A 26,945-nucleotide genomic window follows, 5' to 3' on the forward strand; every position below is an offset into this window, starting at 1 on the left:
AGGGTTTGCCTATGTGGAAAAGTAGTCGCGTGACTAAAATGCAGTTGGGTAACGAGGTACGTGAGTTGATGGCAGAGTTCTTGAACTTTGAACCTAGCTCTATGCCATTCCCGGAAGAAGAGGAAGCGCCAACCAGTTTAATGATCAACTGGGTTGATGAAGAGCTTCTGAGGGAACAACTTACCGACTCGCTACCGATTACGAATCTAATGACGTGGCTCAGAGGAAACTATCAGCATCTACCAGATGCCGAGCTGTTGCGACTCTATCACGAGCTTGTCCGTGACCCTCAGTGGCAAAGCACGTTAAGGGCGAACTCAAGTACGACAGCGCTGAACACGGTAGCCGTAACCTACCACCCTCACGAAATAGTGATGTTGATTGGCTCAACAAATGCAAAGGATGTTGATAATGCAAACTAGCAAAATCGATTTAAATGAGCTGGCTCATCTGACTGAGCTATTTAACCTTTTTAACTCTGGTCGGCATCTCAACCGCTCGACGGATGCGGCTCTATGGCATGAGCTAGAACAGCTAGCAGAGCAGTACCAGTACCTATTTGCTAACTTAGGTTTTGACTTGCGTATTGATGGACGGGGTTTTGCTTGGTTCCATGATGAAGATGGTAACCAGAACATCAATAAACAATCACGCCAGTTAGTACTATTGCTGATGGTGATATTTGACCATCAAGCTGATAGCGGCCGCTCACTTGGTCAGTTTTACCAATGGACGATTGATAATTCCTTCCTAGATGAGGTCTATGAAAAGCATCAAGAGCTTTTGGATGCAGAAGAGATCGACCAAGATGCACTAGCAAAGATACTCGACAACGCAGTGCGCAAAGGCTTTGCCGCTCAAGAGAACAATCATTGGCGTTTGCTGCCTTCGGTATATCGCTACCTAGACCATTTCGAAGCTATCACTGAACAAGCATCCGAAAGTGATGTGGCCGCTTATGAGGAAGATGAATAATGTTAAGTTACGGTTTCCAACGTTTAGCGTTAATTGGCAGTGCTGGCTACCAGCGAGCTGAACTTCCTCTTGATGACTCTGTGTCATTAATTGCACCAAATAACCATGGCAAAACAAGCCTAATCAACGCACTCCAATTTCTGCTGATCATCGATCAAAGAAGGATGGATTTTGGCTCTCATACATTAGAGAAAGCTCGCCGTTTTTACTTTCCGAATAACAGCGCTTACATTCTGCTAGAAGTTATCCTGCCGCAAACTGGCACCGTGGTGTTTGGTTGTGTTGGTAAAGGGGTAGGTTATGACTACGAATACTTCGCTTACAAAGGTGAATTAAACCTAGATGATTTCCGTATGGATGATGGCAATATCGTTGCTCAACCAAAGTTAGTTAACCACTTAGCGACAAAGAAGCATCGAGTCTCTAAATTCAATGATAAAGAGTTTCGTCACTCGATTTATGGCGGTGCAAAAAGTAAGAAAAATAGCGACATCGATTTTACGGTGTTTAAACTTGAACATGTAAGTGACGCACGTTCGTTCCAGCAAGTCCTCACCAAAACGCTCAGGCTCGACAAGCTAAACTCCAGTGATGTGAAAGACTACTTGTTGAAGATATTTAGTCGAGAGCTACCGAATTCTAGCATCGATTTTAAGCTGGAGTGGGAGAAAGCATTTCAAGACATCAATCTAGAACGCGAGCAGTACCTAGCAGCCGTTAACAATCTTGAAACGATTCAAGAGCTCGAACAAAAGTTTGAGCGTACCTTGTCGTTACGAGGAAAGATCGCCGCATGCCAGCCGAAGGTTAATGAATTGCTGCAGGATTGGCATGGTCATGTTCAAACGCAGACTGAGAATCTATTAACGCAAAAAACTAAGCTTGAGCAAACACAAGGTGAGCTGAGAAGCCAAGATATCGCCCATGCAGGAGATCGCAAAGACTTAACCAATAAACTGGAAGAGTTAAACCGTATAGAGAAGCAGCGACAAGAGTTGGAAGAGCGATTTACCTTGATCCCGGATCAATCGTTTTTAGAGAGCCAATTGAAAGCTGCGGAGCAAAAATATGATGCTCAGGCTGCCTTGTGTATTCAATCACAGCGGTCCTCTTCTGCTGCGATTGGCAAACAGTTGAAAGAGAAAGAAGATCAGCGGCAAAGGTTGCACTCTCAACATCAAACGTTGGGTGACAATTTATACCTTCATCTTTCTGAAGTGCTTAATGTAGATGAATTAGAAAAGCTGAACAAAGTACTTAGCCAACGAGTAATGCAACTGCCGCCTTCGCAGTATTCGTTTGACATCAATCAGCTTCGAAATATGCTGAATGGTGATTCTTCTGAGCAACTCTCGTTTTCAGGTTTAAAACTTTCCCTTGAGGAGCTTATTCCTCAGCATGTTCAAAAAACAGAGCAGGAGCTGGTGGAGGAAATAGACGATGTTAATAAGCAAATAACAGAACTAAAACAAATACTTGAAGTAAGTAGAGAAAGCGAAGTTGCTGAGAGGAAAAAGAGCGAATTAAATCTAGCAGTAAAACAGTGTGAACAGGATCTTGAGGATTACCAAAAGCTTCAACAGTTAACAAAAAGTCAGGCTCAGCGATCTGAGCAAAAAGAAACGCTTGAGCAAGAGCTAAAAACCATTACTGCTGAGCTAGATAAAGCAGAACAAAGGCATAAAACGATAACGGCTCAAATCAATGAAATTGCAGGTGAGCTAGCTCAGCTTAAAACGGATAGTGAAAGCGTTGAAAAGCTGAAAAATCAAAGAATTGATGATCAAGCGCTGTTTAACGTTCTTTCGGAGCAACCACATACGCCTTGGATTATTGTGGACGAATGGTCTCTGGAATATCTACCCGTTCGCCTTGAGCAATACATCGAGGATTGCAAAGACCTCGATAAGTTGTCCAAAGAACTGCGTCAAATGAAAAACGAGTTGAACCAAAGAGGTCTCACCAAGTTCCAGATGGCACAAACTCAGGATGAAGAGTTAAAACGCATCATTCAATTCAGTCATCGTTTAGACGACGAAAAGCAAGCGTTAGAAAAGTGGGCGCGTTCTAAGGTTGTTACAGTGGCAGCGAGTCTAAGAGAACTGCGCAGTGGCCTTTTTACTTTGCAAAGTAAGATGAGGGAATTCAACCGATTAATCAGTCATAGACAGTTATCGGATCTTAAAACCTTCAAAATTGAACCAGTTGAGGAGAGCCAGCTTGTAGATGCGATGAATGTACTGATACAGCAAGCAGAGCAAACTGAAAGTGGTCAGAGTTTCGAGCTGTTTGACCAAGGCAGTATTCTCGATGATGCGGAGTTAGACCGAGCGAAAAGCTTGCTGATAGAAGAAGGAAACGCTCGCCAAGGTCTAAGAGTTGCAGACTTGTTCAGGCTTGAGTTTGTCGTTGCCAAGCAAGGGCAGCAACCAGAGTCATTTGAAGATATTGATAGTGCGGCTTCTAACGGAACCGTTTTGATGGCTAAGCTTGTGACTGGTCTGGCGATGTTGCATCTAATGCAAGATAAACGTCACCAAATGAAAGCGCTATGTTATTTGGATGAGGCGTTGGCCCTGGATACCAAGAACCAAGCTAACTTGATAGAGATTGCTAATCAGTTCGGTTTTGCATTGATTTTTGCCTCACCAGCACCGTTAACCACCGCTCGTTATTGTGTGCCTATCCACCAGGCTAATGGTAAGAACCACATCAGCAAAAATAGTTGGCAGATTTTCGAACCAATTGAGAGTCAAGAACTGTCGCAACCACAAGTGGAGCCATCACTATGAGCCAGGTATTGGTTAAAGCACTAACGCGACTAATCGAGGTGTACCCTGATTCCATTGCCGGAAGCACATTGACGCCATCTCAGAAGAAGCAGCTTGATGAGTTCAGCCGCAAAACTCAGAGTATACAGGTTACTCCTAAAGGCCGTGGCGTTGTCTACCGCATTCTAGATATAGATGTTGTTAAAGTCACACTGCAGCAGTTGGCACCAAATCAAAACGTGTCTCTATCAGCCCCAGAAAGAGCCGTAAACATAGCCTCCACACGTAGCAGCAAACAAGGAAGAGTAGGTCACGATGTGACCTACGTGCTGGCTAAAGTGGTTGCCAATCCTCTATGGGAGGTTTCTGGAGTACAGACAGAGCATTTAAATGCAGCGACAGAAGAGTTTGGTGTTTTTTCCCTTGAAGTGGGTGGAGAAAGAAATAGGGACCTTAACACTCATCATTCTATTTGGCTTGTAGAAAACCAGGCATTGTTTGACCGTTTAGACTGGCTACCCAATAACGAACCCACTACCGTTATTTGGTACCGAGGGCAGCTACACAACAAACTCATTGATTGGCTAACAGTGCCTGAAAGGGCAACGATGGTCTATTTTTTTGCTGATTATGACGGCGTAGGGCTGAACAACTACCGCCGCCTAAAAGAGCGGCTTGAGAACAGAACAGAATTTTGGATGATGCCTAACTGGAAGGAACTTTTGAACCGTTATGGGCAAAACCAGCTTTGGAATGATACTGCCCGTGAATTTGAGTCTTTTGTGCGAAACAGCCAAAAGCTTCTAGATAAATCGCCATTCCTTGGGGAACTGGTGAGGGAAATGAAGAAACGTGGTTTAGCTTTGGAGCAAGAGGCTGTTTGGTTGAGTCACTGATATCTGCAATTTGATTCTACATTTACGACTACAACTTTCAGGGTTGCTCTTGTTGGGGCTTACCTCATTGTTTTAAAAGCTTTAATTAAGTAATCTCCTTAGTGTTTATATAAAACCAATAATAAAGGTGGGCTAGATGGATAAACAGGCAGCAGAGCAGTTACTCAAAACTGCAATCGGTGATGAAGGTGCTCAATTTCGAGATGGTCAATGGGAGGCAATTGACGTACTGGTAAATCACAATCAGAAATTGCTGGTGGTTCAACGAACCGGTTGGGGTAAAAGCTCTGTTTACTTCATCAGTACTAAGATCTTTAGAGATAGAGGCAAGGGCCAACTATCATTGTGTCACCTCTTCTTGCGTTGATGCGAAATCAAATTGAGTCAGCCCAGCGATTAGGTATCAAAGCTGTAACGATGAACTCTACTAATAAAGCTGACTGGGAGAAAGTTACTCAAGATATCCTGGCTGATAAAGTCGATTGCTTATTGATTTCGCCAGAACGTCTAGCCAACGATCAGTTCGTAGAGACAGTTCTTCGCCCTACATCAGACAGGATTTCTTTAATGGTGGTTGATGAGGCTCATTGTATCTCCGATTGGGGGCATGATTTTCGTCCAGACTATCGACGTATTGTTAACATCCTTAAACTATTGCCAAAGAACACTCCTGTCTTGGGCACAACGGCCACGGCAAATGATAGAGTTGTTGATGACATACAAACCCAGTTAGGTGATATTGAAATTCAACGTGGTCCCCTCATCCGAGAAAGTTTGGCTCTACAGAACATAGTACTGCCAGATCAACCATCACGTTTAGCGTGGTTAGCTCAAACTATCCCGACCTTAGCCAATACAGGTATCGTATATGTACTCACTCAACGAGATGCTGAAATCGTATCACGGTGGCTAAACCAATGTGGTATCGAAGCTCAGCCTTACTATAGCGGTGTCACACACCCTGATTTTGTCAATGACCGGGGCAAACTGGATACTGACGCTTATAGAGAGTATCTAGAGCAGCAATTGTTGAACGACCAGTTGACGGTCTTAGTTGCCACTACCGCTCTGGGTATGGGGTATGACAAACCAAATTTAGGCTTCGTTATTCATTTCCAAGCTCCTGGTTCTATTGTAGCGTTCTACCAGCAAGTAGGACGAGCAGGACGCGGTATAGATTCTGCGATTGGTGTTCTGATGTCCGGAGAGGAAGATTCGAGGATTCATGAGTTTTTCCGCAAAACTGCCTTCCCGACCGAAGCGAACGTAAAACGTATCTTGAAAGCTTTAGAACCAGTAGAGTATCTAACTCCAGAAAGACTGGAAAAAGAAGCTAATCTACCACAGGGGAGAATTGAGCATGTGCTTAAGTTTTTAGCTGCAGAATATCCGGCTCCGGTTGGTAATAATGGGAAGAAATGGCATAGAAACCCTGTTCCTTATCAAATGGATATGGATAAAGTTCAAGCCATAACCGATATAAGAGAAGCAGAGTGGGCTGAAATCGGTGATTATCTAAAAACCAAAGACTGCTTGATGCTCAAAGTTCGAAACGCATTGGACGATCACTCTACTGAGTCATGTGGCAAATGCAGAAACTGTATAGGTGAAGAGCTATTACCTTCTCAAGTAGATATAGAGCTTGGTCAAAAAGCTGCGGATTTCTTGTGTCGTAGTGAAATGGTTATGGAACCAAGAAAACAAATCGCAGCGTCTAACGATGAAGCGGCTAAAACCTTTATTAAATACGACTTTCCAAGAACGCTGGGAGACTTAGCAGCAGAACCTGGTCGAATCCTCTCACGTTGGGGAGATGCCGGTTGGGGCCAAATGGTGGCTGATGACAAGCACAATAACCATTTTAGAGATGAGTTAGTAGATGCAACTGTCGAGATGATAACTGAGCGATGGAAGCCAGATGATTTTCCAACATGGGTATGTTGTATTCCTTCATTAAACCACAAGACGTTAGTTCCTGATTTTGCAAAACGTTTAGCTGATAAGTTGGGGCTTCCTTTCGTGGACTCTTTGGAAAAAGTATTAGAAAATGAACCGCAGAAATGGCAGCAGAACAGATATCATCAATGTTCGAACTTAGATGGTGCGTTCAAGGTTAATGAATTAGGCCCTGAAGGCAGTGTTCTATTGGTTGATGATGTTGTTCGTTCTAAATGGACCTTTACGGTCGGTGCTGCATTATTGAAGCAAGCTGGCAGCGGAAAAGTATATCCAGTCGCTTTAGCTTCCACATCGGTAAATGATTAATGAATTTAACAACAACAGCACAAGCGATTATCCTGCTTACCAGTTACTTTGGTAAGCAGGATAAAGATGCCGCAAAGCCGCTCACCAATGCGGAGTGGGCGCGTTTCGCTATGTGGTTGAGAGATAGCAAACTCAGTCCTGCCGACTTACTGGATAACAACAAGAAAGCGTTGTTATCTCAGTGGCGCGATCCCAAAAATAAAGTCACTCAAGAGCGAATTGAAGCCCTTTTAAAGCGAGGGCATAGTATGGCACTAGCGCTCGAAAAATGGAGTCGCTCAGGCTTGTGGGTCATTACTCGTGCTGACAAAGATAGCTACCCCAAACGTCTACTGCACCAACTTGGTAACCAGGCTCCTCCTGTACTCTATGGATGCGGAGATAAAGCGTTACTCAAGGCTGGTGGTATTGCTGTAGTAGGTTCGCGCAATGCTTCGCCTGCAGATCTAGCGTATGCCGAACAGGTTGGGTCTAAAGCGGCGAGTGCTGGTTTGGGGACAGTTTCTGGTGGAGCAAGAGGAGTCGATGAGTCTTCAATGCTAGGGGCGATGAATGCTGGTGGTGCTGTAGTGGGTATACTCGCTGATAGTTTGTTGAAAGCTTCCACTTCAGCAAAGTACCGCAGTGGCTTAATGAATGGCAACGTTGTACTAGTCTCTCCTTTCAACCCAGAAGCTGGATTCAACCGCTTCAATGCAATGGACAGAAACAAATACATTTATTGTTTAGCGGATACCTCTTTAGTCGTTCATTCAGGTGCTAAAGGTGGTACTTGGGAAGGGGCTATTCAGAACTTAAAGAAAGGTTGGGTTCCTACTTGGGTGAAACAAACCCAAGATTCTTCAGCTGGCAATGCTGGAATTGTTGCAGCAGGAGCAAGTTGGTGTAGCGAGAACATTGCAGAGCTGAATGTTCAATCATTGTTAGTTAACAGTGCTAACTCTAACGTTAACAACCAAACGGACTTGTTTAGTCAACCACAAGCAGATTTGTTCGCACAGCCAAATGAAATATCTCAGAGTGAATACAACGATGAGCAGGCTGTAGAGGACGGTTCTGAGCAAGAAACGATAATTAACGAAGCGGTAGTAGAGGCTAAAGAATCTGCTTCACTGATAAAGGCAGAGACTGAGGTTGTTTCCAAAGACAGCTTTTATCGATTGTTTGTTCAGTATCTACAAACTGTAGCCAGTGAGCCAATATCAGAAGCAGAACTTGTTGAAGTATCAGAGCTTCATAAAGGACAGGTAAAAAGCTGGTTAGCTCTCGCTCTAGAGCAAAATGTGGTCACTAAACTAACACGACCAGTACGATATCAGTGGAATGATAAGGAAAAGCGGTGAAAGATGGCGACACATCAAGTTTTAGCTGACATTAAACAAACTCTTTCATCCCCTAAACTTGCCAGTCAGCTAGCAATTGATTATCAAAAAGAGTTATCCGAACTAGGCTGGAGTCCCCAGCAATTAGCCCTTTATTTCGCATTATTGCCAGATGTGAATGTAACGCCAGAGGGATCTGACTGGCTTATTTCAACGGACGACCAAGAGCAGACACTTGAATCTGCTTTAGAAGCGATCTTGAAGGAAGCGAAAAGGCCAATCGCAACCGACAAATTAGTACAGCAGCTCAAAGGCTTTAACACCAGTGGCCCCCAGCTGATTGCAATAGCGAAAGCACATCCAAATATGAATTCGATAGGTGGCAGAGCATCTCTATCAAGTAATGAAAAGAACGAACCATGACAACTGAGAAAAAACTAACAAAAGCGGAACAAGCTGCAATTGAGCAAGCAGAAGCTTCGAAGGCTTTACTTGCAACGAATACCGAGAAATTGTCTAAAGCTTATGATGCAAAAGGGTTTAAACAGCAAGCCTCTCTAACGACAAGTGCCGATGATCAAACTGCAACCTTGGTGTTTGGCAAAAACAGCGATGGTATTGATACCCATAGAGTTTTACTTTGGGTATTAGCAGAAGGTCAATGGCAGCTGGCTAATGCTGATGAAGTTGAAAAAGTGGTTATTGATTCGGCTGGTGCGCTAGGTGATGAGGAGTTCCCTAAGTTCGTTCACGTATCGGATGGCAAAAATGAAAAACTCTTTGAGATGGACTTTCCGCCTCAAGAAGTGGACCAGATTCCAGATGTAGAAGACATCAACAAATATACGCAGATCAAACGCGACCCAACGTACTATTGGTCTCGTGAGATGTATGATCGTCTGATGAAAGGGCTTAATGCCTTTCATGAACGTGTGTACACGCAAGAGAAAGATAACGTTTCCAACAAAAACGAAATCATCGAAGAAGTGTCAAAGTTTCTGTTCTTAGAGACCTTCCGTATTCACCATCCCGACCAAACCTTTACCTTTGGTGAGCAAAGCGTAGTGTTTAAAGATGTGTTTAACTGGCACTACGTTGAACAAAACAAAGACGTAGCCGTTAAGCAGATTAAAACCGCATTTGACGAGTTGAAGAAACATGCGGATTATATCGTCACTGATGATGCAGGCGAAAAACACCCCATTTTCGATGATGAAACGCACCTTCGATTAGCGAAGCCTGGTAACTATCATGCTTTGATGCAGCTCATTCAGAACCTTCCGGGTATTTACCTTAACTCAGAGTATAAAAAACGCCCATCTGAGCGAGCCATTATCGCAGGCAAAGAGCATCCAAACCTTGGTAATGTTGCCGCTGATGTTCTAGGACGTGTGTTTGATGTGTTCCTGCGTGCTAACTTCGAGTCGAAGGGTGGTATGGGCGTTTACCTAACACCAGCACCCGTAAAGAAATGCATGTTGCAAATGGCGATGCACGATATTTTGAAAGACACTCCACATATTTTGAATACAAATGGTGCTGATGATAAACCTGTATTCCGTTTCTGCGACCCTACTTGTGGTTCATATGGTTTTGGTTCTATCGCGTTAGGAGAGGTTGAGCGCGCTCTGATAGGTATTTTAGGAGCTGAAACCGCAGATGATGTTCGCCGTCACAAGCATTTCCAAGCTATGTTAGAGCATAGCTTTATTGGAGCTGATTCAGCTCCGCTGATGGTGAAGCTTGCACGGGTAAACATGGCTCTCTTGGGAGCTCCTAAAGCGCATATATTCAAAACAGATAACTCACTTACCACACCTCAACTGCAAGCTGGAAGTTTCGATCTAATCTGTACTAACCCGCCATTTGGTAAATCAAAATCTTCGATTAAAGAAATCTTAGAGCAATACACGACCGATCTACACGAACCACCAAAGGGTAAAGGTTGGATATATAAACCAACCGTTTATGGACGTGCATTGGGTGGTAAGCCGGACTCGAAAGACCGTTGGAAGTTAGCAAGTAACAGCTTAGATCTCGCTGTTTTGTTTATTGACCGTTGCCTAGAGCTTCTGAAGCCTGGCGGAAGACTGTTGATGGTGTTACCTGATGGTATTTTGTGTAACTCAGGTGACCGTTATGTACGAGAGTACATTATGGGCAAGAAAGATGAAGAAACGGGTAAATTTAGTGGTGGCAAAGCATCATTAAAGCCGTGGTCTCTTTACCATCAGACACATTTGCACTTTCTGGAACAGGGGCTAAAACGAGTATTTTGTATTTACAAAAACGAGGTGCCCACCATGAAGATGAAAACACCTTTGCGAATCAAGAACAGGGCGATGTTTTTATGGCAGTAGCAGATACGCTTGGGTATGTAGTTAAGAAAAACGTAGAAGATTATTCAATAGGCGTTCCTAACGATTTAGCCACTATCTCTTGTGCTTATGTGAGAGGTGAGTAATGTTTGCTGGATTAGTATGTCCTCAAAATCTAGAGCACCGATTAGATGCTGGCTACTACGATTCTAAGCATTTAGCGATACGTGACTTACTAGAGTCATTGGGAGCCAAGCGACTAAGAAATCTTGTGTCCAAAATAGCTTGTGGTCCCTTTGGTGGTAACGCAATCGCTGATGATCTTTATCAAGAAGATGGTTTGATGTTTATTCGTCCAATTAATATTTCATCAAATAGGTTCGATGACTCATCTTTAGTGAAAGTTCCTGAAAATATATTGATGGAAAATGGTTTAAAAGTATATCAGGGAGAGAACTTATATTTCGGTCGTGTTGGTGTGCCATGTGTTGCCTTGATATCAGGAAAAACAAGTATATCGCCTAATATTATAATTGCTGAGACGAAAAACATTTCAGCTGACCCTTATTACTTATTTTCTTTTTCTTCCTCAAGCTATGGTTTGAGTCAGTTGAAACGGCAACTTAAAGAGGTTGCGCAACCAACAACGTCTACTGATGCGGTTAAAGATTTATTAGTTTATGAGCCTCATTTGACAGTTCAGGCATATATTGGCAATAAAGTTCGTCATGCTGAATTGCTTAGTCAACATGCGAGGGAAGTTAAGTTAAAGCTTGACTCTTTTTTTGGGGAGTTTGAAGTAGAGCAAGAGCAAGAGAAGATTATATATTCAAACACTAGTCCTGAATTGCTTACAAATATTTTAACCGCGACAACTTATAAGCAGAAGTATATATTAAATCAAGAGAATATAAAGACTTTAGGAAAGACGAAAAAAATATTGGACTATCTTAACAGTATATCTAATGGTTTTGATGAGCGTACGGATGTTACTGATGGCTTACCGTATGTCAAAGTCGCAGATGTAAGGCCAAATAGTATTGACTTGTTCAATTGTGGGAGGGTTAGAAAGTCAGCCTTAACTGATGCCAGTAAAAAACAAACTCCAGAAAAAGGAGATCTGCTTTTAACTAGAAAGGGTAGTTTTGGTATCGCAGCTGTAGTGATGAGTAATCAGGAGTTTCTATGTTCAAGCGAAGTGTTTTGTTGTAAACCTAAAAGGCATGATCTAATGCCTATTCTCTCTTGGTTTCTTAACCATAAAGCTGGGCAATTGCAGTTTTGGCAGTTTTCTACAGGAACGACAATGCCAGGAATAAACCAAGAGAACTTAAATAATATCTTCATCCCTGATTTTTCAGATTGGGATATTGATGGTTTTAACTATCATTATAATGTTTATTACAATTCGTTTAGCAATGCGGAAAAATTGATATTGACTTCTAGGTTTCTTGTTGAAGCACTGATAGAAGGTGTGATAACTCAAGATGAAATAATAGAGGCTCAACAAGCCCTAGAAAGCGACGATAACACTAAAGATAAGGCGATCCTTAGTAAGCTCACTGAAAAAGGATATGCAATAGAAGATGCCAAGCCATTATTCTCAAATCTCGAAGAGCTCTATGAGATATTAGAGGAAGCTCAGCAAGAGAAGGAACAAGGCTAATGCTAACGAGTAAGGATACTCAACTTCTTATCACTCTTATTGAGCAAGGCTCTTGTTTTAACTTACCAACTTTGGAAGTGCTACAGCCCTTAGGGCTTTGGCACTTATCTCATGATCATAAATCTATAATTGCCAGTCAAAAGCTTGTTCGACTGCGACAATTTATGCCTAGTAGTCAGGATGTAGCTGCCTCTATTTTCGCAACGCATGAACCTTATCGAGTGGCTTGGAGTCGGATTGTTGCCGCTCATTTAAAAGATGCGGGCTCTCGCAAAGATGAAGGGATCTTAGCTGAGCAAGTGAGTCTGTTGGGAGGAGCTGCTGAGAGTGTTTTGACTCAATTAAACTCCACTTCTTTGAGCCCGACGAACTTTAGTGAGCTAGAAAGCTTAGTCCTTGGGCAATCGGCAGAGCAGAGTGCCAGTTATCCTAAGTTGCTTAGAGCTTTAGCTATGGCGGTTAAGATTCCTCAAAACGAGCAATGTGTTGATGAGCTGAGCAAAGTAGGTAATGAGAATCATCTTACTGCTTGGCAAGCCAATAGGCTCATTCAAATGCCGACAGTAGATACTGCCTTTAAATCAACGAGTAGCTATCTTTTAACGGGGAATGTAGCACATATTGACTCAGGAAATGATGCAAGACATTGTTTGGAGTGGTTGCAAGCAACCCCTTGGGCTTATCTGTTGGCTCACCTAGTCTATACACAAGATATTTGGCGTTCAGAACAGATTGCTGGTGGATTTCGATTAGAGATAGAGCCTTCGCAAGCGAAGCATTTTATGCGGCCTAATGATGTAGAAGTGATTGTTACAACTCGTGATGATATTGAAGTCAGCTGTGGGACATTGGCAGAACTTTTTCTTCGTGTGTTGGATAGCCTGAATATAACGCTATTTACTGAGCTCGATAGAACAGAGCAAATAGTAAAGCTAAATAACGCATTGTCTCCTGTCATTGGTTTTATGGTTGAAGCGAAAGTATGGCAGTTTGTTCAAGGCAGCAGTAAAGATATACCCCACTACCAGATTCACCCTCAATTCGAATCAATCCCCAATACACGATTAGGCACGATTGGCTTTGCACGACCGGGTCAACACATTACCGCAGCGATTCGCGAACAGGCCGAACATTGGGCTGTCGAGTTGAGCAGCAACGCGGGAAGTCATAGAGGGTAAACATCTTGATATCAACGTCAGTTAAGGTGTGAGTTTTGGCAAATAGAAAATTAAAAGCATAGAGGTTGTAAACCGTGACAATAACAAATCAAACCAAAGAAACGGGCTCTATCGCCGAAAGCCCAATGCAATATTCAGTGCAGCCAACGGCTCAACATCATTGGCAGTCGGATGGCTTATCATCGTATCCACCCAAAGACCCTTTGGTCGGTCAAAGTCAGTTTTTTAATGATTTCGAAAGCTTCATCCATTTGGTTGATAAAGAAGATAACCACTTCACTCAAGTATTCTCTATGGTCGCCGAGTGGGGCGTGGTAAATCTCGTTTGGGCTACGAGCTTATTGCTCAAATCAATGATGCAAGCCCTGGTTGGTTCTGCCGTAACCAAAATGGGGATTTAACTCTCGCAAACCTGTTTCGTGATGAAGCTGACCGTGAGCAGTATTTAGGTCTTTACATTCGCTATAGCCAAATAGCGACTGAATTTCAAAACTCAGATAATTGGTTCGCCTATGGCTTGTATACTGCCTTGCTGCCTTTGGCAAAGAACACGTTCGATGGTTCTATTCAAGCTCAGGTCGCAAAGCAATGTTTTGACCGTTTAGAGGTTGATGGCTTTGATTATCAAGAACTGGCAAACCGATTAGAGGTTGAAAAAAATCATACAGATCAAGATTTGTATGATGATGAGTTTTTGGCCACTCGTTTGGTTAACTCTGCTTACGAATATCTACAACAGTTTGGTATTAAGTATGTTTTGGTTGTTTTAGATGAACTAGAAACCGCTGCAGAAGCCGCTACTTATGGTTTAGAAGGCGAAGACTTAAAACGTTTGGATGGTCGTGCAATTAAACTGATGGGCCAGGCAATTAAAGAAGAGGATCCTCGTCGAAAACTTCCTTGGCTGAGATATGTTGCCCTATGCTCTCCTGCTATTGGTGAAGAGTTAAGGGAAGTTTCTTCGTTAGATCGCCGATTTTCACTGCTTGATCTCGAAGCTAACGCGTTCTCTGATGTGAGTGATTATGTAGAAACGCTAAAGAGTAACGGTCGACTAGCGCAGCCTTATCTACCTGGTCTTGTTGAAGCAGCTTACGCGATGAGTGGTGGTAACTTTGGTTGGTTTAACGTCATCATGGCTGCCGTTGATGAAAAGCTTAAAAGCCTAAGCATGAGTGGTGAAAGTGCCAAAACGATAGGTCAGCTTTTTAATGCAGTAATCAAAAGCTCTTCAAGAATCAGAGATCATGTTCTTGACTCTGGGGCTATTGATACGATTAAAACGACTGAGTTGCAAATTAAAGATGCCGCAGCTGAGCTACTTTATGGGCAATTGCCAAAAGCCATAGCTGAAGTTAGCGAAGAAACAAAGCGCCTAACTTCGACTTTAAATGAATACGACGATCCCGTTGCCAGCCATTATCATATTGTTAACTGGACGGCAGACAGCTGCAGACCAGCATTACAGAATGCTAACTTTAGACGTATCAAAGGTGATCTTTGGGAGTTTGATGGGATAGAGCAAAAAGTTAACTTATGCCAGCTTCTTGCAAACTTGGCAACGTTCGCGATACACGAAGCGCAAGGTCAGTTGCTAGTCCCGGCAAGTAAGTCTGAGTTCATAGAACTATTGCAGTTACTATACCCACATGGCGCGGCAGATGATTTGGCCCGCGCTTTATGGTTCCACTCTTTTGGCGATGTGCAAGAGCTAACGTCGACGCCTACTCATGTCGGTCCGAGTGTCGCGATGTTAAATCGCTTAAATCTGCGATACCGAAAACAAAGTCGACAATCACTTATCTTTAAAGATCCTGATGCGTCTAACTCACATGAATTAGCGATGAGTTCGCGCAGTGATAAAGTCAGCGATAAGCAGCGAGCACGCCTGACAGGGCTTATGCGATTGGTCGATAGTCATTGGCAATATGATGCCGTTGATAGTGAGTTGTCGAGTGATCTGGTGACTATCGCTACGAGAGCAACCCGCGATAAGCAGGAGGTAAGTGGTCTTGCTTCATGTAGAGCATTACAGCTTCATCCTAAAGGACGTGTCGTTTTCGCGTACGTGAACAATGAAGCCGAACTGAAAAAACTATGCTCTCAAGCCTCTACGCAGTTTAACGCAGAAGGTAGATATCCAGTCATTGCTTTCACATCTTCAATCGATCTGGGTAATAAATTTGACAAGGCATCCGATCCAGTTTTGCAGAAGGCCAAAGACTACTTGTGTCTATATCGCTTAAGCCACAATGAAGAACATGTACTCGAGCAGGTTGGAATCGCGACTCCAGATTGTCGTGGTTTTACATTGGAAATGCGAGGGTTCACGACCAAGTTTAATCAGCGTTTAGGTGCTCTAAGTCGCGGTTTGATGGAGAGTATCAATAACTGGCGTCAAGGACTTCACGCTCGCGGTTTAATCGCAATGCCACTGCGAGTTAGCCAAAAGCTGAATGATAAAGAACTCCCTCTTTTAGTTGAAGGTTGGGCTGATCTGATCGTTCGTACCAATACAAGATCGGTAAGCCGTTATGATAAGACTCCACAAACTGTCGCTGATGAGGCTTTTTATGAGCTTGTTCATCAGCTTCGTGTGCCGACTAGAGAAATCAATGACGGTTACAGAGAAGATGAGTGGAGCCAGTTGTTTACTTCAACAAACTCTATATCGGCGAGGGCTCAGTTCCCGGTATTCGCCCGCCGTTTAATGCAAGAACGCTTTTTTAAACGGATGTCACTCACTTTTGAACAAGCTAAAAGAGATTGGTTCTTTGGCTACAGTTGGATGGTACGACCTCAAGACACGTTTAAAGAATGGATGCTCGTTTTGCGTACTGCGCGTTTAGTGATAGAAAGCGCAGAGCCCGGAAAAACTAGGGTATCAATTTATCGATTACAAGAGAGAAGTGCGTTCGAAGGTAAACTTATGGAAGCAAACAACTGGCTTGAAAATGATTATCCTAGCCAGGTGCGTGTTATTGCTGGTCTATTCGGTGAAGGACGAATTAATGATTTGTTTGCGCCTTTAGGTAAAGCGAAAGTAGGTGCTAAAACAAACAAAGCAAAAGCTCAGTTAACGCAAGCGCAGAATGAACAAGCGACATTCAAAGAGATAGAGGAAACTGAGCTCAAAAACCTATCACCTTTTGAGGCGAGTTATGAGGATGGGCTATCTAGAACAGCACAAGCCCGATACAGCCACCAGCAATTGGTTGATTGGGTCTTTGATGCTGATGGTTATCAAGAGGTAGTAAAGCAAGAGCAGTTTACAAACTTGGATTTTGAACAAGATGAGTTTTCGTTGTGGCAACGAATAGCGAGAGCTAAAGCATTTTCAGATCAAGTCTACAAAACCGAGTCAGCGGTTTCTAAACGTTCGGTAGAGTTGATTTCTCAAATCAAGAAAGAGAGTCACCATCTAACCCAATTTCCTATAAACCTGTTCACTTTAGCCCTGGACAAAGTTTCCCGTATTCTTGCAGGCGCCGTTAAACCAGGTACAGAATCTGGGGAGACTCCAGATAAACAGCAAACGGAAGCAGGGACTCTCGGGTTCTATTTAAGAAACTTAGAAGTTGACCAAGCTTTGTCTCGTTTAGAGCACTTAGCTAAAGAGGTTGGATATTGTTCGTCTACCGAGTCGTTCTTGGATACCGAACAAGTTGATGGCGCAATAGTTGGGTCATACAAGAAATTCAAGCAAGAGTTTGAAAAACAGCTTCAGCGAGCTAAAGACATAAAAGGTGATTTGACCAAAGTCGAAAGTGACTTGGTTAATGTGCCAGAGGGGTATACACAGAAATATCCTGACGCCGCAACAAAACTTCAAAATCTGCAGAAGAAAGTAAAGCATGTTGATAGCCTATTTGATGATATTCAAGACGATGCAAATCAGCTAAAAGATAGGATCAACAATGAAATGCAGTTAGGACAGTTTAGGCTTTTGAGTGATCAAGTGATGCCATTACTGCACAATGCCAGCAAACAGCTAACCCAGTGGCGTGGCGATATTGATTCATTGAAAAACTACAGTGAAGGTTATCGTAAGTCATTGATTCAGTCGCAAGATACAGTTGTGGATAATGCGCTTAACGTACTCAACAAAGTTAACAACAAACCTCAGATAGTGCCTCTCTCCCTTAAAGATGTAGAGAGAATAGGGACGTTGGCTGATGCATATGTAAAGCTGCAGAAAAGAGAAGAATCGCATAAAGCAGAGATATCGATATTGCTATGCTCTTCACTCATAACAGCAGAGCGTTGGATTCAGATTGTTCAAGACATGTCTGAGGGAAGTGAGCCTCAACTAACGCAACAGGAGGCAGAAGAGCTTGTAGATAAGCAGCTGTTAGTTAGAACTTATCGCTTAGGCGGGGAGTTTTAACCTTGAAAGCACAAGTATATCTACTGGGTGGTCTGTCTTGCCACAGGCGTGGTGATGTTATTTCAGACTATCTTCCTGTTGATAAGTTGGAAACCGACTCTCAGTTGCCTGAACATGGAACTTTAATGATGTTTGGGCAAGAGTGGCAGATACATACTCCAGAGCAACAAGCGAGCTTGATGTCCTGGTTAAAATCCCCTGGGCGAGTAATCTTGTTGCTTCCACCGTTTAATGCAGGTTTGCTTTCGCAACAAATGGACTGGCATGTTGAAACGTTATTACATAGTGACAAAACAACAGATACCGTCGGATTAGCTGAGGTATTAGCAGATGAGACTCGGTTTGTTTTTAAGGCTCAGTCATATCAGTTCTCGCGAGAACATGCTCATATTTGGGGCGACGATACATTAAATACGCTTTACTACAAATCACACTCATCAGGTGGTTTGTTCGTAGCATCATCTCTTCCTCTTTGGTCCTTGACATGTTTGGATAGCCCACTATTAGTTCAAGCTTGGCTTGAAGGGCTACATGAGTTAGCTGGATCACCTCAAGAAGAGAAGCTTTGTTCCAAGCCGAATAACTTCGAGCCTGACGAAAAGCACCTGGCTTTGCTTTGTTGCGCGTATGGGAGAGAGTTAAAAAGTACTGACGACTTGCTTAGTAGGGTCCAAAAGTTGGGTTTGTTTCGATTTTCAGATGAAGAGCTTGGATATGCAATCTGTGAGCTAATTGAACATGGACTAGTTGTTGATGGTGAGCTTACGGACGAAGGGAACAAGGTCATTGAAGCGAGTCCATATCAAATATATGCAGAAGAATTAAAAAGGATACCAGGATGAGTAATCGTAGCTTAGCGCAAACGTTAGCAGTGCAAACTCAACTGCATATGCCAGGTACAGTTGGACGTTTATTACAGCAAATACGTGACTTAGAGCAGTTAGCTCCACTTTTTGTCGAAGCTGGATTGGTTAAGCCTATCGAGAGGCCGAATCCATTGAATATTAATGTGGTAGGTATAGCGACGAAATCGGCTGTGCAAAAAACGCTAGGTGGCTTTTTATATGCCAGTGCTGCCGTTAGTTTGAATCTGACCATTCAAAACAACGCGGTTTCTACTACTGGCCAAGATAGCTTGTGTGAGCTAGACGACATAGACTTTGTTAACCAGTCTAAACGTCTAGCATTGATTCAGATTCGACAATCATACCAAATGGCTGAGCAACGCCTATCAAGCGGGGAGCCTATCGATCTGATTTTGATGGATTGTCCACTATTTCTAGGTCGAGACATGGCGCCTCTAAAAGATGCGCCTGAACATGCTGAATATAGAAATTCTTATGATCAAACGTTATCTGTTATTGACCAGTTTTGGCAAACGCATAAAGGCCAGCTTTACCCATGGAACCCATCAGGGCCAGTATTGGCAGGTATCGCTTCGGAGAAACTTGGGGCAATTTTGTATGTAGCTAAACAAGATCTTCGGACCAGCAGTGGTATGGAGCAGCTCTTATCCAGTGAGGGAATTGATCCGCAAGCGGCTGGCGATATTCTTAACCATCTTAAAGGGTTAGCTAGTATTGGTGAGCAGCGTTTTATTAATGGCATTTTAAGTAGTTTTACACGTACTGCTGCTTTCCGTATATCACAAAACCAACCACGGTTAGAGCCCAAGTCTGCTGCTGAAAATGGGCTAGTAGGCTTTCACTTTAAAGGTGGGAATAGCACTGGAATTCGATTAGTTCAGTTAGCTGGAGATGAGCCAGATTGGGAGTCTCCAGCATTGGATAAGCTTTGTGGACAGTTAATGTGCTTGATGGCTGTTGGTGGGCAGAAAGCATTCCCGTTGCCAATACAACTTGCCGAGCAAGAGCTAAAGCAGCTGGATCAGTTTGTTAAATATTATAAGTCGAATATTCAATCTGCTCTTAAATCAAGAGAAGTAGAGGATATTTGGTTGTCAGATTTGGATGGAGAATTTTAATGAAGCATCAGGTTTTGGGTACCCTCGTAGGCAATACAGGTGAGCCACACAATTTACAGATGGTGCTTAATAGCTCCTTTTCGGGTAGACGTGGCGAGTTTGTTCGTATCAGGCACCAAGAGCGCAAAGATGAACCAGTTACATCGGTGCTTGGTCGCATTGTATCGATTCAACGAAGTAATATGCTCTTTAATTCTGGGTTTGGTAACTCTGTATCGGAACTTGAGCTTTTGCCGGGAGCAGAAGTAACAGGCGAGCATGTTTATGCTACGGTCGACTTAGTTGGTTACAAAGATCCGACAACCAATCAAATCAAAATACCTCGCAGACCTCTTGACCCTGGAGCTAAGGTAGAAACAGTTGATTATCAGTTCTTAAGCGACTTTTATGAGTTCAATGAACAAAATAGTCTTCATATTGGTAATCTTGTCGGCTATGAAAATGGTGACAACACAGTACCAGTCTATCTAGATGTAAATAAATTAGTAACGGAGCATATGGCTATCCTTGCTATGACCGGCTCGGGTAAGTCCTATACTGTTGGGCGCGTAATTGAACGCCTAGTCGCTTTAAACAATGGTACTGTTGTCGTTTTTGACCCTCACGGTGAATACGGACGGGCTCTTCAAGGTGGTAACTTACAGTTTGGTAACCACTTTGATACTGAAGATGAACGTGATGCTAAATCCTTGCCTGAAATTAAATTGATGATTGAGAAGCTTCAGGGTGCAGATGCAGGGATACAAATTTATACTCCTCAAATTGATACGTTTAGACAGAAATACGCAAATAAAAACAAAGCTCTAGCGCTTCAGTTTGATAAGTTTGAAATGGATGATATATCTGAAATTCTACCTGGTCTGACTGAGCCTCAGCAAAGGGTATTGGATGTTGCGATTCGATACTGGCGAACTGTCGATACCGTTGAGCCTAGGGACATCAATAACTTGCGCCATTTCTTGGGCGATGGAATAGAAGAGTTAAAGAATTGGGACGATTTGAGCAGTGCTGAAGCTCAAGCATTAAATGGTCGTTCTGCTGCTGTTGCTTCAATGAAGCTATCGAGGGTTCTAAATGAAGCTCAGAGCTTTTATTCGTCAGAGCTTGCAGGCCCTACAGATATCTATGAAATGATAGGACGTCCATCGGATAAGAAAGGCCGCTTGGTTGTCATTGATTTACAAGGGTTAAGTGATACGGCTAAACAGGTTATCTGTGGGCTTTTATCTAGCGAAATATTGCGTGCAGCTTCAAGTAAGACTGATAAAACTCGACCTGCGTTTCTTGTTTATGAAGAAGGGCATAACTTTGCTCCCGCAGGCGGTAAAGCGTGAGTCATAGAATCATTAAAAAGATTGCTGGTGAAGGACGTAAGTTCGGCGTTGGATTTGGAATTGTCAGCCAACGACCATCTAAACTGGATGCAGACGTGACCTCTCAATGTAATACGTTAATAACCATGCGTCTAAAAAACCCAGATGATCAGAGATTCATTACTAAAGCCTCTGATATGGTGAGTAAAGCTGATCTTGAGGAGCTTCCTAGTTTATCGACCGGTGAAGCGTTGATTTGTGGTCGTTCGATACCGGCACCACTTCTCGTTAAAGTCGGTCCTAAAGCACTTGTTCATGGTGGTGAGTCGCCAGAAGTCCTAAATGTTTGGGGAAGTTTTAGTGGATGAACTGTTAGATAGGGTTGTATCAGCGACAAGTAATAGCGAGTTTGTTGATTCATCATTTCCTATGCTTAGTGAATGGGGGTAAGGGATGAAGATACTCTCATTCATAGTTTAGGTTGTAGCTATTGGATGCAGCTGGGGCATTATCTTGGCTTTTCTGGTGCAGTTGAGATACCTGCACCTCTCAGGTATGCAGAACGAGCGAAACATGATGTTCGTTCTGATGCTGTGTGGTTTGATAAGTTAACCACAAAACCTGTTTTGGTTGCAGAGTTTGAACGCTATTCTGGTACTAATGCGGATCAGGAGAAACTCGCGGGTAAGGTCAAAAACCTATTGCTGGCACATCAGAGGTGGTCAACACAACCGGAACTATTAGTATTAGCTTATTGGACGCAGGGGTTAAAGGCTATGCCGGACCATGAAGAACTCCGGCAGCTGTTTTCAAGTGGTTTTACGTTGGCGAATGGGGACCGTGTTCAAGGCTCTAACCCCAAGCAGTTGGTCATGATGAACTTTGTTTTTGATTGTGATCATCAGGGGAGCCATAAACTAATAGATGTAATTGAGCGAGGCTAACAGTGGCTAAGAAAAAACACTATTTCATGCCAAGTAGTGATATGAAGCTTGGGGATCGCTATTTATTGCTAGAGCAGCTAGGAGATGGGACCCATGGTTGGGTTTGGAGCGCTCAGCGTATAGAAGACAATGAAATTGTCGCAGTAAAAATCCCCAAAGATTGCTCAGCTTCTGATAGCAGCTTAAGGGAAGGGCATGACTTAGTTGATGCGCCATCTCACCCCAACGTGATCCAGATTTTTCGGATGGGGCGTATTCCTCCCGAGCGAGAGTGGTATGGGATTGAGATGGAGTATTTCCCAAGTAGAAGTTTGGCTCAGTTACTTGAAGATACTCATACAGGCTTTGCTAAAACGTATAAGCAGGTTTTTGAAATATACGAGCAAATATTGTTAGGCGTTAAACATTTGGCATCGCTAGAAAAGCCAGTTTCTCATGGAGACCTAAAGCCTCACAACATCCTGGTTAGTGGTGATCAAGTTAAGATTACTGACTTCGGAAGCTCTGCACTTCCGGAGGAAATCTACGCTAGAAGCCGTCAAAATGGAGGGACGGTGCTGTACTCTGCGCCAGAATTTGCAGATTGCTCGGAACGTCGTGGTAGCTTCTTACAGTTGATACGAGGAGACATGTATAGTTTGGGGGTGCTCATGTATCAGCTAGTTACTGGTAGACCTCCTCATGATACGCCTAGTGCTGTTTATCGAAGTCTTCCCTACGCAAGACCAACCGAATTAAACAAGTCTATCTCACCAAAGCTAGAACAGTTTATAACAAAGGCCCTGAGCATTAATCCAGAAGATCGCTGGTCTGATATTGATGAGATGCTAAGTGACTTAAAAATAGCTCGTATTGCTCAAACAAGCTTTGAGCCTATAGTTGCGACCTCATTATTGGGTGTTTGTGGCAGCGATTGGTCAACCCGAACGTTATCACTGATCGAAGATGAGAAGTATGTTGAGGCGGCACAAGTGGCAGAAGCAGAGTTTGAATCCTCGAAAGACTATCACGCGCTTTTGGCACAACTCAGGGCTCTGTATCGAGGTGAAAGATACTTTGAGGCGGTTGAGTCACTCAAGAAAAACAGAGACGGTCTTGCTTTAGATAATGACTTAGGTTTTGAATTTAGGGAGCTGGCACTCAATACATATTTAAAGGCAAAAGATGTTCTAAATGCCAACAGAGTGATTGAAGATTTAGATCGAAGAGGAGAGCTAAATAAGCCTGAACTTCTGTTTAAGAAAGCTTCAGTCTGTGGATTACAATCTCGATATGATGAGGCTATCGAACTGCTGGTCACTATTAATAAACAGTTTCCGCGTCGAGCTCGAGTTCTGAGAAGGTTGGCACTTGCTTATGAGCAAAACAGGCAGCCAGAAAAGGCATTGGCTTACCTAAAGTCTTATCGAAAAATAAACGGGTCGGATGACTGGACGCAGCAAAAAATCGAGCATTATAACCGTATCGGTTATTTATGAGGATTTTGCATCGTTTTGTTCTGCAAGCAGATGGAGGGGGCATTCCTCCCCCTTTGTTTGGTGAGCTTGGAGCTACTAATCTAGGACGTTTAGAGCACGATATTCATCAAAAGCATATTGATCGGTCATACCACTAATGTAGTCCTGAATGAGGCGGACTCGGAAGTAAAACTCCCAGATGTCATCATCATAATCATAGGGTAAGTAGGGGACCTCTGATGAATCTCGCTTTTCATCTTGTAGAGTCTGCATTGCTATTTGATATGCTTTTAAGTGCTTATTTGGAAGCTTCTTGTGGAGCCTTCGCTCATAAAGTGGGGCATCATCGATGTTATTAAATGTTTTATTGTCCAGTAAGAGTAGCGGTTTATAGGCGTCTAATAGCCCGGTGAGAATTCGATATCCTTGTAACTCACTTTTTTCTACTTCAGGGTCACAGAAGGCATATTTTTTTGCTACGTTCTTTAGTGTTTTAACAAGAGCGTGATTGACACTATTATCTTCAATTAATGCCCGATTAAATGTTCCATGAAATACTTCTTCAATGTTTTCAATGAATTGTTTACTAGCGTGTTGTGGTAAGCGTTTGTTGATTTCTACACGTAGGGTCACAAAAAAATGGCTATTAGCACAGTTCTCGGCTTTTGAAGCACTTTGATAAGCAATGTCGACGATTTCTTTCATCACATTACTATTAGATAAATCATATTTTTTAACGAGTAATTGGAATTCGTTATCTAGAGCACTTTTTAACTGTTCAATAGTTAGAATGCCTTTTTCGACTGCGTCTTCGATATCAGCGATACCATAAGAAATATCGTCTGCGGCTTCCATGATATAAGAGAATGGTGAGCGGCAATGGGAGTCCATCGATAAGACTAGTTTCATAGATTCAACGTAGCGATGTTCACTTAAGTAGTATCCTACTTTTTTCATCAAGTAGTCGAAATCATTCTGCTGTTTTGATGGAGCCTCTTGATCACCACGGCGAGTGTATTTGAAAACTCCAGATACTTGAGAGTAGGTAAGGTTAAGGCCTAGAAGAGTATGAACTAGGCGGATAGCCTGTGCATTACCCTCAAAATTTGTAAGATCTTGTTGTACAGGGTCTGGTAAGTCAATTTTGGGCTCACCTTTCGTATTCATTACTAAGGAGAGTAAGTTTCGAGAAAACCAATCGTTTATCGCTTGTTCACCAAAGTGTCCAAATGGTGGATTACCTACGTCGTGCATCAAACATGACATTTCAACGATTGATTCTATTTGGCGCTCCAACCCAGCTAGTTTGTATTCCTCGAGGGCTTCATTAGGCAGAGTTTGAAAAATTAGCTGTGTTATGTAACGACCAACTTGTTGAACTTCCAAAGAGTGCGTTAATCGACTGCGTACTGCAGCATTGCGTTCCAATGGGAAAACCTGAGTTTTTTGTTGGAGCCTACGGATCGCAGCTGAATTGAGAATACGACCTCGATCACTTTCGAAACTGGCTTGAACGGCTATTTTGCTTGGGTCTTCAAGAGGACGGGGTTTAGTTGCTTTGCCATTGTGATAGACCCTTGTCCCACGTACTTTTTGGTTGAAGTTAATGGTCATTGCTTCTTTCTCATTTGTTATTTTGTTGATTATTATACCTAGTATTCAATCGAGCTCATAACGAGTTGAACGGAGAATGTGATTGGGAAGGAGTTCTCTTACACATCTATTAACTCAATTTAGAAAAGAGCTATATGTCTGAATTAGCGGGAGAAAGTCTTACTTTTTCTAATGGTTAGGGCATAATGATTTATTAGATTTTGCTTATTGGGAATGGGTAATGGCTAGGTACTGTGGTGATAACGACTCTTCTTTCTTAATTGAAAATGCGACTGAATTTAAAGAGATTTGTCTTATTCAGGGCCAATCACTTTTTACTGAGTATGAAGTATGGAATTCATCAACATGCCATGAACTCATTTGTTTCTTTGTCGAAAACCTAGAAGAAGGCGAGGGCGATTTTCTAACAAAACTCGAAACCCAGCTAGGTAAAGCTACACCTGAAGCAAAAGTACTGGTGGCAGAAATGCTTTGGCTGATGTTTTTATGTCCTAGCAGTACGGGGCCTGCTTCTAAGCGCACCAGTATTGAACGTGTTTTTTCTTGGAGCGGTTTTGAGTTTAAAGGCGGGGCCCGAATTCAACTAAGTGCGACACTCTCCAATATCAAGCAGCCAATGCCATCTCTTTAAAGACAATCGCTGGTTGCTTGAAGCCTAAACACTTTTTCGGTCGATTATTTATCCGTGATACAGCGAATTCAACATCACTATCTGTTACCGTTGTTAAGTCGGTTCCTTTCTTCACATATTGCCTTAAAAGCCCGTTAGCATTCTCGTTGGCTCCTCGCTCCCAAGAGCTATAAGGATGGGCAAAGTACACATCAGCCTCCAACGCCTTTGCGATGGTTTCATGACCTGCAAACTCTCTCCCGTTATCTGCCGTGATGGTATGGACATGCTCCTTATAAGGCATGAGTAGCTCTATGGTTGCTTTGGTAACATCATCTGCTGACTTCGATGGCACTTTCTTGACCACGTAAAATCGTGTTCTACGCTGTAAAATTGTCACCATAGTACCAGTGCCATGTTTACCTAATACGGTGTCGATTTCCCAATCACCCAATCGCTGCTTATTGTCAACGACGCTTGGCCTATCATCGAGAGAAACAGCATTCTTGATCGCTGGTGCTTTCTCTTTTCTGCCGCGACGATACCGCTTGTGACCTTGCCTCAAGTGACGATATAACTTGCCTCCCAAGCGTTTATCCTGCGCAACAAATCGGTAAATCCACTCATGGCTGACAGCAGTTCCCACTCTAGTTAATACACTGGAAATCTGCTCTGGGCTCCAATCCGATTCTAAAAGGAGGCGGATAAAGTCAACACGCTCCTGAGGTATTCGGTATTTACGCGCTGATGTGCGTTTTTTTGATTGAGAATACCTGAGCTTCGCTTGGGCAATAATGACTGCCTTTGCTGCCTTGTTTAAGCTCTCGATATACCGTAGAGCGATGGCACAGAACAGTTTTAGCTATTTCAGAAACCGAGATTCCCCGCTCCAAAAGAGCTGAAATCTGGTATCTTCTGCCCTCGGTCAACTGTTGATAATTCATGGTAGTACTGCTTGTTTCTTTGGCGAGAAGAGCGTACCACTTTCAGCAGTTGGCTTCCTCTTCTACACCTTTCCATGTATGTCGCACTTATTATCTGAAATCGGAGGTATGAAAAGTTGAACTTCAAACACCTGGAATTGGGAAAAGGATATCTTATCCGCATTATAACTGTTATAACTGTTATAATAAATATTTAAATATCACAAAAAATCAGATGAGTCCAACTTTTGTGTGTTTTTATTTCTGTAAGTTTAATTTTAATGAAAATTCTTAATTATCATGATTTTTAATGCGAGGAAAA

At 42.8% G+C, this 26,945-nt stretch carries 21 protein-coding genes and 1 pseudogene; 20 read left to right on the top strand and 2 right to left on the bottom strand.

Annotation, left to right across the window (positions count from 1 at the left end; genetic code table 11):
- Positions 1 to 11: 11 nt before the first annotated feature.
- The 19 genes from UA76_RS24750 (at position 12) to UA76_RS13075 (ending at position 23,497) form a co-directional block, all read left to right on the top strand.
- On the top strand, positions 12 to 422 hold the full coding sequence (locus tag UA76_RS24750; protein ID WP_238322287.1) for a hypothetical protein: 411 nt from the start codon (positions 12 to 14) through the stop codon (positions 420 to 422).
- A complete protein-coding gene (locus UA76_RS13000; protein WP_047046809.1) occupies positions 412 to 975 on the top strand; it encodes a condensin complex protein MksE in 564 nt (187 codons plus the stop codon). Before UA76_RS24750 ends, UA76_RS13000 begins: the two co-directional genes overlap by 11 nt.
- Entirely contained in the window at positions 975 to 3,767 is a 2,793-nt protein-coding gene (locus UA76_RS13005) for a coiled-coil domain-containing protein (RefSeq protein ID WP_047046813.1), read from the top strand. Before UA76_RS13000 ends, UA76_RS13005 begins: the two co-directional genes overlap by 1 nt.
- Positions 3,764 to 4,642: a DUF7281 domain-containing protein gene (locus UA76_RS13010; protein WP_052772043.1), complete on the top strand. Its 879-nt coding sequence runs from the start codon at positions 3,764 to 3,766 to the stop codon at positions 4,640 to 4,642. Before UA76_RS13005 ends, UA76_RS13010 begins: the two co-directional genes overlap by 4 nt.
- Before the next feature lie 136 nt (positions 4,643 to 4,778).
- A complete protein-coding gene (locus tag UA76_RS24755) occupies positions 4,779 to 5,009 on the top strand; it encodes a hypothetical protein (RefSeq protein ID WP_238322288.1) in 231 nt (76 codons plus the stop codon).
- Positions 5,009 to 6,907, top strand: coding sequence for a DEAD/DEAH box helicase (locus tag UA76_RS13015; protein WP_238322292.1), 1,899 nt, complete (start codon positions 5,009 to 5,011; stop codon positions 6,905 to 6,907). Before UA76_RS24755 ends, UA76_RS13015 begins: the two co-directional genes overlap by 1 nt.
- Positions 6,907 to 8,250: a DNA-processing protein DprA gene (locus UA76_RS13020; protein WP_047046815.1), complete on the top strand. Its 1,344-nt coding sequence runs from the start codon at positions 6,907 to 6,909 to the stop codon at positions 8,248 to 8,250. Before UA76_RS13015 ends, UA76_RS13020 begins: the two co-directional genes overlap by 1 nt.
- Positions 8,251 to 8,253: 3 nt before the next feature.
- Positions 8,254 to 8,652 carry a hypothetical protein gene (locus tag UA76_RS13025; RefSeq protein ID WP_047046817.1) on the top strand — a complete coding sequence of 133 codons (399 nt, stop codon included), beginning with the start codon at positions 8,254 to 8,256 and terminating at the stop codon, positions 8,650 to 8,652.
- The gene (locus UA76_RS13030; protein WP_202906935.1) at positions 8,649 to 10,589 is read left to right on the top strand and encodes an HsdM family class I SAM-dependent methyltransferase; all 1,941 of its coding nucleotides are present in this window, start codon (positions 8,649 to 8,651) and stop codon (positions 10,587 to 10,589) included. The genes UA76_RS13025 and UA76_RS13030 overlap by 4 nt, the downstream gene beginning before the upstream one ends.
- A 103-nt stretch (positions 10,590 to 10,692) precedes the next feature.
- Entirely contained in the window at positions 10,693 to 12,213 is a 1,521-nt protein-coding gene (locus UA76_RS13035; RefSeq protein WP_047046821.1) for a restriction endonuclease subunit S domain-containing protein, read from the top strand.
- Complete coding sequence (locus tag UA76_RS13040; protein ID WP_047046824.1) at positions 12,213 to 13,391, top strand: hypothetical protein; 1,179 nt, start codon at positions 12,213 to 12,215, stop codon at positions 13,389 to 13,391. The genes UA76_RS13035 and UA76_RS13040 overlap by 1 nt, the downstream gene beginning before the upstream one ends.
- Positions 13,392 to 13,465: 74 nt before the next feature.
- Positions 13,466 to 13,792: a hypothetical protein gene (locus tag UA76_RS13045; protein WP_047046827.1), complete on the top strand. Its 327-nt coding sequence runs from the start codon at positions 13,466 to 13,468 to the stop codon at positions 13,790 to 13,792.
- Positions 13,696 to 17,778, top strand: coding sequence for a hypothetical protein (locus UA76_RS13050; RefSeq protein ID WP_157617632.1), 4,083 nt, complete (start codon positions 13,696 to 13,698; stop codon positions 17,776 to 17,778). Before UA76_RS13045 ends, UA76_RS13050 begins: the two co-directional genes overlap by 97 nt.
- 2 nt (positions 17,779 to 17,780) lie before the next feature.
- Positions 17,781 to 18,620 (top strand): hypothetical protein, encoded by an 840-nt coding sequence (locus UA76_RS13055; protein WP_047046829.1) that lies wholly within the window; start codon positions 17,781 to 17,783, stop codon positions 18,618 to 18,620.
- Positions 18,617 to 19,762, top strand: a complete 1,146-nt coding sequence (locus tag UA76_RS13060) for a hypothetical protein (RefSeq protein ID WP_047046830.1) — start codon at positions 18,617 to 18,619, stop codon at positions 19,760 to 19,762. The genes UA76_RS13055 and UA76_RS13060 overlap by 4 nt, the downstream gene beginning before the upstream one ends.
- The gene (locus UA76_RS13065) at positions 19,762 to 21,096 is read left to right on the top strand and encodes a helicase HerA domain-containing protein (protein WP_238322289.1); all 1,335 of its coding nucleotides are present in this window, start codon (positions 19,762 to 19,764) and stop codon (positions 21,094 to 21,096) included. The genes UA76_RS13060 and UA76_RS13065 overlap by 1 nt, the downstream gene beginning before the upstream one ends.
- A complete protein-coding gene (locus tag UA76_RS24760) occupies positions 21,093 to 21,443 on the top strand; it encodes an ATP-binding protein (RefSeq protein WP_238322290.1) in 351 nt (116 codons plus the stop codon). Before UA76_RS13065 ends, UA76_RS24760 begins: the two co-directional genes overlap by 4 nt.
- A gap of 126 nt (positions 21,444 to 21,569) precedes the next feature.
- Positions 21,570 to 22,019, top strand: coding sequence for a hypothetical protein (locus tag UA76_RS13070; protein ID WP_047046867.1), 450 nt, complete (start codon positions 21,570 to 21,572; stop codon positions 22,017 to 22,019).
- A gap of 2 nt (positions 22,020 to 22,021) precedes the next feature.
- Complete coding sequence (locus UA76_RS13075) at positions 22,022 to 23,497, top strand: protein kinase domain-containing protein (protein WP_084705512.1); 1,476 nt, start codon at positions 22,022 to 22,024, stop codon at positions 23,495 to 23,497.
- Between the two features lie 75 nt (positions 23,498 to 23,572).
- On the opposite strand, the gene dgt is transcribed toward UA76_RS13075, so the two are convergent.
- Positions 23,573 to 25,090, bottom strand: coding sequence for a dGTPase (gene dgt, locus UA76_RS13080; RefSeq protein ID WP_047046835.1), 1,518 nt, complete (start codon positions 25,088 to 25,090; stop codon positions 23,573 to 23,575).
- 220 nt (positions 25,091 to 25,310) lie between these two features.
- Between dgt and UA76_RS13085 the strand changes: the two genes are divergently transcribed.
- Positions 25,311 to 25,721 (top strand): hypothetical protein, encoded by a 411-nt coding sequence (locus tag UA76_RS13085; protein ID WP_047046836.1) that lies wholly within the window; start codon positions 25,311 to 25,313, stop codon positions 25,719 to 25,721.
- On the opposite strand, the pseudogene UA76_RS13090 reads toward UA76_RS13085, so the two are convergent.
- Positions 25,696 to 26,644 (bottom strand): annotated as a pseudogene (locus tag UA76_RS13090) (IS30 family transposase). The gene UA76_RS13085 and the pseudogene UA76_RS13090 overlap by 26 nt on opposite strands.
- Positions 26,645 to 26,945: the final 301 nt, after the last annotated feature.

The organism is Vibrio mexicanus, assembly GCF_001012815.1.
Taxonomy (GTDB): Bacteria; Pseudomonadota; Gammaproteobacteria; order Enterobacterales; family Vibrionaceae; genus Vibrio; species Vibrio mexicanus.